At 44.5% G+C, this 10,447-nt stretch carries 7 protein-coding genes; 2 read left to right on the top strand and 5 right to left on the bottom strand.

Features of this window, described 5'->3' with window-relative positions:
• Nucleotides 1–219: 219 nt before the first annotated feature.
• The 5 genes from BTW00_RS06070 to BTW00_RS06050 form a co-directional block, all read right to left on the bottom strand.
• Nucleotides 220–1,647, bottom strand: coding sequence for an FAD-binding oxidoreductase (locus tag BTW00_RS06070; protein ID WP_075106670.1), 1,428 nt, complete (start codon nt 1,645–1,647; stop codon nt 220–222).
• Nucleotides 1,648–1,743: 96 nt separating this feature from the next.
• A complete protein-coding gene (locus BTW00_RS06065) occupies nt 1,744–3,402 on the bottom strand; it encodes an AarF/ABC1/UbiB kinase family protein (protein WP_075106669.1) in 1,659 nt (552 codons plus the stop codon).
• 118 nt (nt 3,403–3,520) lie between these two features.
• Nucleotides 3,521–4,225: an SCP2 domain-containing protein gene (locus BTW00_RS06060; RefSeq protein ID WP_075106668.1), complete on the bottom strand. Its 705-nt coding sequence runs from the start codon at nt 4,223–4,225 to the stop codon at nt 3,521–3,523.
• An 80-nt stretch (nt 4,226–4,305) separates the two neighbouring features.
• Nucleotides 4,306–5,355, bottom strand: coding sequence for a bifunctional demethylmenaquinone methyltransferase/2-methoxy-6-polyprenyl-1,4-benzoquinol methylase UbiE (gene ubiE / locus BTW00_RS06055; protein WP_058025894.1), 1,050 nt, complete (start codon nt 5,353–5,355; stop codon nt 4,306–4,308).
• 84 nt (nt 5,356–5,439) lie between these two features.
• The gene (locus tag BTW00_RS06050) at nt 5,440–6,144 is read right to left on the bottom strand and encodes a hypothetical protein (RefSeq protein ID WP_058025893.1); all 705 of its coding nucleotides are present in this window, start codon (nt 6,142–6,144) and stop codon (nt 5,440–5,442) included.
• Nucleotides 6,145–6,492: 348 nt separating this feature from the next.
• Between BTW00_RS06050 and BTW00_RS06045 the strand changes: the two genes are divergently transcribed.
• Together BTW00_RS06045 and BTW00_RS06040 are read left to right on the top strand one after the other, a co-directional pair.
• Complete coding sequence (locus BTW00_RS06045) at nt 6,493–8,172, top strand: ATPase (protein ID WP_075106667.1); 1,680 nt, start codon at nt 6,493–6,495, stop codon at nt 8,170–8,172.
• Nucleotides 8,173–8,812: 640 nt separating this feature from the next.
• Nucleotides 8,813–10,420: an inorganic phosphate transporter gene (locus BTW00_RS06040; protein WP_075106666.1), complete on the top strand. Its 1,608-nt coding sequence runs from the start codon at nt 8,813–8,815 to the stop codon at nt 10,418–10,420.
• Nucleotides 10,421–10,447 lie beyond the last annotated feature (27 nt).

The raw sequence follows: 10,447 nt of genomic DNA, 5'->3' as shown, positions 1-10,447 counted from the left end.
GGGACAGGACTCTTTTTTGCCGCTTCATCGTTAAAAATAAGCGCTTAGAGTGACTAAACTTATTATTTTTAACATCGAATCGCCTAAAAAATAGTCGCTGTCAGTGCCATGGTCGAATGTTCAACACGCCCTAAAAAAGCGCCTATTTTTGATTGAAAGTAGGCGCTTTTTTTTGGTTATTGCTTTGACTCTATGTGTGTTTTGATTTTTATCAGATTATTAAGAAATAGATAGCGCTTCAGGCCATATTTTCCCCGGGTTCAATATATTCTTGGGATCAAGGGCTGACTTGACAGCTTGCATAAGGATTAGGGCGTTACCATGCTCTTGCTGCATGTATTTCTGTTTCCCTTGTCCAATACCATGTTCACCTGTACAGGTACCATCCATCTCAATAGCGCGCGTAGCTAGGCGTCCGATAATTGCCTCAGCGGTGGTGACTTCTTCAAGATTTTTGGTATCGACCAGCAACAGAACATGAAAGTTTCCATCGCCAACGTGACCGACAATCGGTCCAATCATCCCCGATGCTTCGATATCTTTTGCCGTCTCACTGACGCACTCAGCTAGACGTGAGATAGGCACGCAGGCATCAGTCGATAACGCGCTGGCTTCAGGCCTCAGGGCAGAACTGGCATGATACGCATTGTGCCTCGCTTGCCAAAGGCGCTTGCGCTCAGCCTCATTGGTATCCCAAGCAAAATCGCGACCACCAAATTCTTCGATGATATCGGTAAAGAGCTTGGCTTGCTCAGCAACGCTCGCTTCTGTGCCATGGAATTCGACAAATAACGTTGGTGTCTCAGTTAGACTGAGGTTGTCATATTGATTGCATGCTTTTATTTGCATCGCGTCAAGTAGTTCAATACGAGCAATAGGTAAGCCCATCTGAATAGTCAGCATCACTGCTTGACAAGCATCTTCGATGCTCGAAAAATGACAAATGCCACTACCTATGCATTCGCTAATACCAAACAGTTTCAGCGTGATTTCAGTGACAATTCCCAGTGTCCCTTCCGAGCCGATCATCAAGCGTGTTAGATCATAGCCTGCGACAGATTTTTTGGCTCGTGTGCCTGTTCTTACGAAATCGCCACTTGCGGTCACTACTTCTAGTGCGAGTACCACATCTTTCATGGTACCGTAGCGTACCGCATTGGTGCCCGACGCACGAGTGGCGACCATGCCACCGATACTGGCATTGGCGCCGGGATCTATCGGAAAAAACAGCCCTGTATCGCGCAGATAATGGTTTAGTTGCTCACGCGTCACGCCAGGCTGAACGGTAACGGTCAAATCTTCATTATGAACCTGCAAAATGGCATTCATTGCGTGCATGTCGATGCATAACCCACCATGAGGTGCATTGAGCTGGCCTTCCAAAGATGAACCGATACCAAAAGCATTCACTGGCATCTCATACTGATTACAAATATCGACCGCCGCTGCTACTTCCTGTTTGTCCTGTACCGTTAATACTGCATCTGGTGGCTGATTGGTGAGCCACGTCATGGTATGATCGTGCTGCTCACGCACTGTCGAATTCACACTCAACTGCTTACCGAAGCGCTCTTGTATGGCTGCAATGGCGTCGCTGTGGTTTGAGTTTTCGGTTCTTTGAGTCTGTGACAATGGTAGTGATAACATAAGGTCTCCTATAGACAATGCGATTGCTTGGCATTAAATTAGCATATTCAGCATCCATCTGATATGAGACAATGACGGGCATTTGTTCTTTTTGATCTAAATCAGAATGCGCCACACAACCACTAAAATCGCCAATAAGTAAAAGACAGGCGCAAACCAGCCCACTTGAGTTGCAATACCAATACTAATCCCAAATCCTGCCAACGCTAACCAGTCGCGGCGACGGTCGTTGAGCATATCAGCACGGATTTGTTGTATCTCACGCAGTTGGCTGTCTTGGCGTGATCCTTGTGAGGCAAGGCTTTGTAAACCTTGGTCCAGTAGCTTTGGGATATCGGTGGTAGACAAGAGCAGCTCAGGCAATTGCTGGCGCAACTGTTGCAGATTACGCATGGGATCTAGCTGCTCTTTAATCCAGCTACTCAAAATTGGCTTGGCAAGTGACCAGATATCAAGATCAGGATACAAGTCGCGACCAAGTCCCTCTACATGAACTAATGTTTTGAGCAAGAGCATTAGCTGCGGCGGTATACTCATATGATGGCGACGGGCAATGTCTAAAATCTGCATCAGTACACCAGCAAAATCGATATCATTGATTGATTTTTGTAGCATCGGGCCAACAGTGCGTTTCATATCACGCATTAGGGCATGTTTATCCGCATTTGGTGGTATCCAACCTGCACGGCTAACGATATCAACGACCGCAGTAAAGTTGTTATTCATGACCGCAAGTAACATACGTGCTACGATAAGCTGATCATCTTTTGATAGGGTGCCCATGATGGCGCAATCAAGCCCGATATAGCGTGGCTCATGACCCAAATCAACCGCTGCCATCCCTTCATGCAGTGTTTTGACAGGCGGTGTTTCTACGAAGACATTGCCTGGATGCATATCAGCATGAAAAAAGTTATCACGAAAAACTTGGGTAAAAAATATCGTCAAGCCTTTCTCTGCAAGCGCGGCACGGTCATAACCCAACTGATCAAACACCTCAACTTGTGAGATGGGAACGCCTTGGATACGCTCCATGACCATCACGTTTTTGGCAGCATCATAGACTTCAGGCACATACATCAATGCTGAACCCAAAAAGTTATTGCGCATCTGGGTAGTGTTGTCCGCCTCAAGGGTCAAATCCAGCTCATTGAGCATTACTTGTCGATAGTCTTCAACAATATCTATAATATGGACGGCACGCGCCGCTTCGATACGCGCCGATGCCCAACTTGCCATTTCTCGCAATAATTCAAAATCAGAGACAATCACCGTGCGAATATCAGGACGCACGACTTTAACCACCACTTCACGCCCATCATGCAGAGCTGCAGTATGGACTTGGGCGATAGAGGCTGCCGCTAGTGGTTTAATATCAAATCGTGCAAACAATGTATCGATGGACTGACTGAGGCCATGTTTTGGATGCTCAATTTGAGCGACAGCAATATCAGCATCGAAAGGTTTAACTTTATCCTGTAGCTGTACTAACTGAGCGATGATCTCAGGCGGTACCAAGTCTCGACGCGTTGAGAGTAATTGACCCAATTTGAGAAACAGCGTACCCATCTCTTCAAGCGCGTACTTGATTCCATTTGGCTGATGCTTTTTACTCCATGCTGCTGGGTGCGTACGAATTAATCGTGCTAAAGGTTGCAGCTGCGGCGCTTCTTCGACAGATAAATGGGTATCAAGGCGATAAGTTGCGGCGATACGCCAAAGCTCTAGTAGACGGGCGCGGTGAGATAGTAGCATGGGATTGGGTACTCTGGACAAAAACGAAAATAGGGTAGGCGCTATGCGTCATTATAGACAATGCTATCAGTAATAGCGTGTGCTCATTATTGATAAGACGAGCTACTAATAAAACAAACTACTGGTGAAACGAATTGTTGAGGACACGTGCTTGCTCTTCTTTGATAGCCGCAAGCTTGGCCTCTTCACGTTCAATATCAGCACGCAACTTTAGAATCTGCTGTTTGAGATCGTTGACTTCAGCGACCTCAATAGGGTCAGGCGCGCTATTGCCTGCCACATCATTGGCCCAATCGCTGACATCGTCAAATGCGCGTTTGGCACTATGACGCCAGCTGCCTTTAAGCTGAGAGATAAGAAGATGTAATTGGCTGGCCATTGGTTTGCCGATGAATGGCTCAAGCTGCCCAGCCAAATCAGGATCAAAGCCAGCCACCAGCTGTTTAAGCTGCATCAGTACTTTGTAATCGCCCGCGATTGGTAAGTTACCCTCCGCGCCGCGCATCAGATTGAGTAGCTGCGCAGGATTATCGACTGTGATGGTACAGTCCGGACGGCTATGACCAAAACGGGCACGCTCCATACTGGCTTTTTGGCGCTCATTCATCTGACCACTTGGCTCAAATACACTGTCTGTCGTGACTGGCTCAAAACGCAACCGTTCATGAGTGAACAACACGTCCAAATGAATGTCAGGCATGCCCATGTTGAGACGCAGTACTTTACCAGCAAGCGGCGCTAACCCTGCCTTGGTAATCTCGTCACCCGCAATAGCAATGTTAATCAGCTTCTCGGCACCAGCCAATAGTAAAACAGTCAGCATAAGGCTCTCGCATCATTAATTGAGCGCCTTTGAGTCAGCGCGTAGTATGTTGAGTTCAATATAGTATTGTTAATTGTATTTTATGCTTTAAAACCACGATGTACAGCGACAATGCCAGCAGTCAAGTTATGATAATCACAGTTCTCAAATCCTGCTTGTTGCATCATTTGTTTGAGTGTCTGCTGATCAGGGTGCATACGGATTGATTCCGCCAAGTATTGATAGCTTTCAGAATCATTAGCAATCAGTTTGCCCATCATTGGCAGCGCTGTGAATGAATACAAGTCATATGCTTTAGATAATGGCTCAAATACGGGCTTTGAGAATTCTAAAATCAATAAGCGACCACCCGGCTTTAGGACACGGTACATCGCACGCAGCGCTGCATCTTTGTCGGTGACATTACGTAAACCAAAGCTGATGGTGACCAAATCAAAGCTGTTGTCATCAAATGGTGCCAAAGTTTCAGCGTTCGCCAATACAAAATCAACGTTATTGCAGCCGGCATTGATTAAGCGCTCGCGGCCCACTTCTAGCATGGCAGCATTGATATCAGATAATACAACATGGCCATTTCTACCGACTTCACGGCTGAATACTTTGGCTAAGTCGCCTGTACCGCCCGCGATATCGAGTACATGCTGACCGGCACGAACCCCTGATAGGCTAATGGCGTAGCGCTTCCATAGACGATGAATACCAAATGACATGAGATCATTCATGATGTCGTATTTTTTGGCGACAGAGGTGAATACATCAGCCACACGTGCTTGTTTTTCGGCTTTGTTGACCGTCTTATAGCCAAAGTGAGTTTGCTCATTGCCATCAGTTTCAGGCGTATGTGGGTTATTGATATCATCACGCTGATTGAAAAGCGCTTGCCTTTCTGTGCGTACTGAAGTATCCGTGCTGGTTGGTTTTTCGGTATTTGGCATAGTCGTTTGTTGGCCTTGTGGCGTTCCAGTTGGTAGGTCTTGGACTTTAGTAAAGTCATTATTGCTGTTATCTTTATTAGATGCAGCTGTCTGCGCGCGTAATATTTGCGCGCTGATATCTTGGTTGTGATCGATACTGTCTTTTACCAATTTGTTCTGCAAATGAGCGTTGTTATTACTTGATGTGTCGGTCATCACATTATCCTAAGATTTGTTTTTATTAGGCTATGTACAGCCTGAGATATGCCAAGAATTAATTAGCTATTTAGCGTATTTATTCTATGATACACCAAACCCTACTGGCTTACCGCCATTATGTACTTCATCAACAATTAGCAGTTCACGTTCACAAAACGGTTCAATAAAACTGCTTACGCTACTTAAAGGTTTCATAGCTTTGAAGCCTGCGTCGATGAAATCATAAAGTGGCTGGTAATTGCTGCGATAAGCAGCACCTTTTGCCAATGCAAAGGCCTTTTTGAGCATAAAGGTATTTAAGTGTTTGTCAGTACGGTAACAAACGTCTTTTAGGTTAGCAATCTGTACTCGGCGTTCAGCTTCCTCATCAACCGCACGGTAGGCAGCTAGCATATTGTCTGCATTCACTGGTAAGTTTTGATCGAGTAGCCACTCAGCCAAATGTAGATCGAGCTCAATGGCCAAAATTGCTGCTTGAATACCCATGCTACCAGCTTCTAATGCAGACTCTTTGGCAAGACGTTCTAGTTTTTTGGCTTTTGGCAGGATACGGGCCAGTTGTTTTGCTAGTATCTCGAACTCATCACCACCATATAGCTTCGTTAAAAAGTAATCTGCCATTAGCTGGTTTTTGGGTTGTTCAAATAGTGCACGATGGGTGTGACGGATACGTACTTGTTGCCATGTTTGTACTTCGTTGAGCTTGGCTCTCAGTACATCATTTTCATGGTGAGGCAGAGCCCAAAAACGTGTCAAATGCTGTTGCAAGTCGGCTAAAGCGGTCATGGCAGTAAATCCTATAATAAAAATAGATAATATTGAAAATTTGAGGCAGCGTTATTGTGGTTATCTAACCGCGTAGGCTTTTGAATGGCTATTTTAGCAAGTATTAAAAATTGTGTTCACCATAAAAGAAAATAAATGAGAATACAAATGTCAAACTGTTACATAGCAATATTATTTACTCGATTGGCGCAATGCTATGATGAAATAGTTTTAATATTTTTGATGTAATCACTCTAGCATAAAACGCAGTGTCAAAAAGAGTCTGCCGAGCGAGAGTATCTAATATCGTTCAATGGCAAAGCAGTGTAATAACAATATCATTCAATAACAATAAAAGTGAGTCCAATCATGTCCCAGAAAAATGATACTACTGAACCAGAGGCACCACAAGCGGTCAGTTCGCAGTTTAGTGAGCAAGTCGTCGAGGAGCGTCTAACGCCTAATCCTTTGAGTCAGTTTTCTATGGACAAGGATGCACTTAGGCTCGCCTTGGTTACGGCGCAGTATGCGCTAAGAGCCACCCGGCAACAGACACCGCCAACCCTTAATAAACCAACGGGGCTTCTGGTACTTGTCAATGGGATGGAGCAGGCAGGCAAGGGTACTGCTGTTAAGCAATTGAGGCAATGGGTCGATCCAAGATTGCTTAAAGTTGAGGCAACCGTCGGTCATGCGCCGCTAAGCTATCAGCCTATTTGGCAAGTTCATACCGGCGCGATGCCGCGCCATGGCGATGTGATGGTTTATTTTGGTAATTGGTATGCTGACTTGTTATACAACGTCATGCGCATAGCAACATCAAATAATGAAGATAAAAAGAAGCAATCGAAAAATCAAAAGCATATCGATAAAAATGCGCTTCCTATTACGAAATGGCAAGCCTATTTACAGCAGCAGTTAGCTGAGCTCAAAGCATTTGAGCAGGATCTTATAGCCAATCACACTAGGCTACTGAAATGCTGGTTCCATGTGGATATGGAAACACTGCATAGCCGTCTACAAGATAGTGAGGCTGATCCGCAGTTTTTGTATCAAATTGACTGGAACAGCAAAACAGTGATCGAAAAATTTAATGAGGTTGCAGCCACTCTCTTACGGCAACAAGATGACTGGATCATCATCGATGGTGATGATAAATCGGCAGCGGCTGATGATTTTTGTCATGAAGTCTTACATGCGATGCAAATGGCGCTCGTTAGTAGTCGTACCAGTACAACTGAATCTACAGAAAAAAAATCATCGTCCAAGACAAAAAAATCCAAACTAAAAGTTGAACAGGCGCCGTTTGAACCGGTAAAGATACCGAAAAGCTTGAGCAATATTGATGATTCAAAGATTAGTAAGTCTGAATATAATGATGCTTTGGCAAAGAAGCAAACACGTCTCGCTGAATTACTACGGGCGCGTCAAGGTCGTCATGTTGTCTTTGCCTTTGAGGGCATGGATGCGGCTGGGAAAGGAGGCGCAATCAAAAGGCTAGTTGCCGCACTCGATCCACGTGAATATCAAATTTACAATATCGGCGCACCGATGTTATACGAGACTCAGCACCCTTATTTATGGCGCTTTTGGACGAAATTACCTAATGAGCAAACAAACCATGTTAGCCGTATCGCTATCTTCGATCGCACTTGGTATGGGCGCGTGCTGGTTGAACGTATTGAAGGGTTTGCCACCGATGAGGAGTGGCAGCGTGCCTATGATGAAATCAATCGTTTTGAATCAGACTTAGTGGAGGCTGGGACACTGGTCATCAAATATTGGTTAGCTATTGATAAAAAAGAGCAGCTAAAACGCTTCGAAGCCCGTCAAGATACACCGCACAAGCAATTCAAACTCACTGATGATGATTGGCGCAATCGTGATAAATGGTCAGATTACGTGCAATCTGCAGCAGATATGCTGGCACGCACCAATACAAAAACAGCGCCATGGTGTATTATCGCGACCAATGAAAAGCGACAAGCGCGTTTAGACGTCTTAGATCATGCTATACAGCAGTTATCGGAAGCATCTGATGGCAAATAGCTATCACAAAATAACTAAGATTTACAGGTTATTTATACTTTTAAAAAACCATTTTTTCCCAATTTTGCTTAGGGAAACATACGAAATCTAATCTGTCATTGATAAAGGATGAATTCTGTGGACACGCTCACAGTTACAAATCTTGCAATATCATTATGCATTATGTGATTATATTTAATATAATAGGGCCGCAATTGTCTTTACCCTGTCATAAAATGTGCTGACAGATGCATATCTTATGATGGGTACAGATATTTAAAAGACATTATCGCCGTATCTAAGTATTGATAAACACTGTATTGATAAAAAATGTACTGATAAAGACCGTAACATCACCAGAAAGATAAGCCGCAAGATGCTGTAATCAAATGATTGGGCAATATACCTTGCGGCTTTTTGATATGTGATGCGTTTTTACAGAGAAGCGTATCAACGCCCTGAATCAAGCATAGATGAATGATTCTAAGGTACGGCAGCAAAATCCGCTAAACATTATTGTTTAGTATTCATTGTTTAAAAAGCACGTTGCGCATTTATCATCATGCTACTTTAGTGTGTGGTTTTAAAACTCACATGTATGGCTGCGCAATGTTACTAATCGCATATAATTTCAATCAGCTTACGCAGGACGTATTAACGTATGGGTATTAGCAACAGTTCTACAGGGCCAACCCAATCAGTCGGCTCTACGAAAGTAAATCTATTTTTTGCCATTTTATTGATTGCGATGACCATCTACTTTTTGTGGTGGGGTTTAGATTACACCATGCGTCAGCAAACGACGCTGTTTATTGTAGCGACCGCGTTTGGTGTCTTTATGGCATTCAATATCGGTGGTAACGATGTCGCCAACTCCTTTGGTACTTCAGTGGGTGCAGGGACGCTGACTATCCCGCAAGCATTGGGTATCGCAGCGATATTTGAGGTGTCGGGCGCCGTACTGGCAGGTGGTGAAGTAACCGATACCATCCGAAGCGGTATTGTCGATTTAGATGGCCTCTCAGTCGAGCCCAACCAGTTTATTTATGTCATGCTCTCAGCGCTGTTTGCTGCTGCGTTTTGGTTGTTATTTGCTACCAAAAAAGGTCTGCCAGTGTCGACCACCCATGCGATTATTGGCGGCGTGGTGGGTAGCTCCATCGTATTGGGTATCACGTTAGGTGGTACTGAAATGGCGTTATCAACGGTAAGTTGGAGCAAGATTGGCACTATCGCTATCTCTTGGGTTCTATCACCGTTACTAGGCGGCGTTTTGTCTTATCTACTATATGGCCAAATCAAGAAAAATATCATTGAATATAACGATAGAACAGAAGCACATATTGGTGAGCTAAAAGCCAATAAAAAAATATTAAAGCAAAACCATAAAGAGTTTTTGGATGGTCTAACCGAGTCAGAGCAATTGGCTTACACGTCAGCGATGTTACGAGATCAAGAAATTTATAAAGACGATGACTGTGTTGTTGAAGATTTAGAGACCGACTATTATAAAGAGCTGTATGAGATTGAGAATGAGCGCAGCAGCCTTGATACGCTAAAAGCGCTCAAGCAATGGGTGCCTACGATTGCGGCTATAGGCGGTGCAGTTATGGCCTCACTGGTTGTCTTTAAAGGTCTGAAAAACGTCAATAACGGTATGACGACGCTGCAAGGCTTTTTAATCATGGGGATGATTTCAGCCCTCGTTTGGCTTGCAACCTACATTTATACCAAGAGTATCCGCGGTAAGCACAAAGAAGATCTGACCAAAGCCACCTTTATTATGTTTAGCTGGATGCAGGTCTTTACCGCGTCAGCCTTTGCTTTTAGTCATGGTTCAAACGATATTGCCAACGCGGTTGGTCCTTTTGCTGCGATTATGGATGTCATTCGTACCAATAGCATCTCGACCGAAGCGGCGGTACCCCCTGCTGTTATGCTGACTTTTGGTGTGGCGCTAATCGTTGGTCTTTGGTTTATCGGTAAAGAAGTCATTCAAACCGTCGGTACCAACCTAGCGAAGATGCATCCAGCTTCTGGATTCTCAGCTGAGCTGGCCGCTGCTGCTGTCGTTATGGGCGCATCAACGATGGGTCTACCTGTATCGAGCACGCATACCTTGGTTGGTGCGGTACTCGGTATTGGTATGGTCAATAAAGATACCAATTGGGCGCTCATGAAGCCAATCGGTTTGGCATGGGTCATCACCTTGCCAGTCGCTGCTGGTCTATCAGCGATCAGCTATATTGTATTGAGCAATATTTTTTAATCCTAAGGCGATAAAGTTCTGTACTAA

It is taken from the genome of Psychrobacter sp. C 20.9, from assembly GCF_001921765.1.
Lineage (GTDB): Bacteria > Pseudomonadota > Gammaproteobacteria > Pseudomonadales > Moraxellaceae > Psychrobacter > Psychrobacter piscatorii_B.
This window is presented reverse-complemented; position numbering and strand designations above follow the sequence as displayed.

Excerpts from the sequence above, each read along its gene's own strand:
- BTW00_RS06070 (WP_075106670.1), bottom strand. The coding sequence starts at position 1,647 with ATGTTATCACTACCATTGTCACAGACTCAAAGAACCGAAAACTCAAAC.
- BTW00_RS06065 (WP_075106669.1), bottom strand. The coding sequence starts at position 3,402 with ATGCTACTATCTCACCGCGCCCGTCTACTAGAGCTTTGGCGTATCGCC.
- BTW00_RS06060 (WP_075106668.1), bottom strand. The coding sequence starts at position 4,225 with ATGCTGACTGTTTTACTATTGGCTGGTGCCGAGAAGCTGATTAACATT.
- ubiE (WP_058025894.1), bottom strand. The coding sequence starts at position 5,355 with ATGACCGACACATCAAGTAATAACAACGCTCATTTGCAGAACAAATTG.
- BTW00_RS06050 (WP_058025893.1), bottom strand. The coding sequence starts at position 6,144 with ATGACCGCTTTAGCCGACTTGCAACAGCATTTGACACGTTTTTGGGCT.
- BTW00_RS06045 (WP_075106667.1), top strand. The coding sequence starts at position 6,493 with ATGTCCCAGAAAAATGATACTACTGAACCAGAGGCACCACAAGCGGTC.
- BTW00_RS06040 (WP_075106666.1), top strand. The coding sequence starts at position 8,813 with ATGGGTATTAGCAACAGTTCTACAGGGCCAACCCAATCAGTCGGCTCT.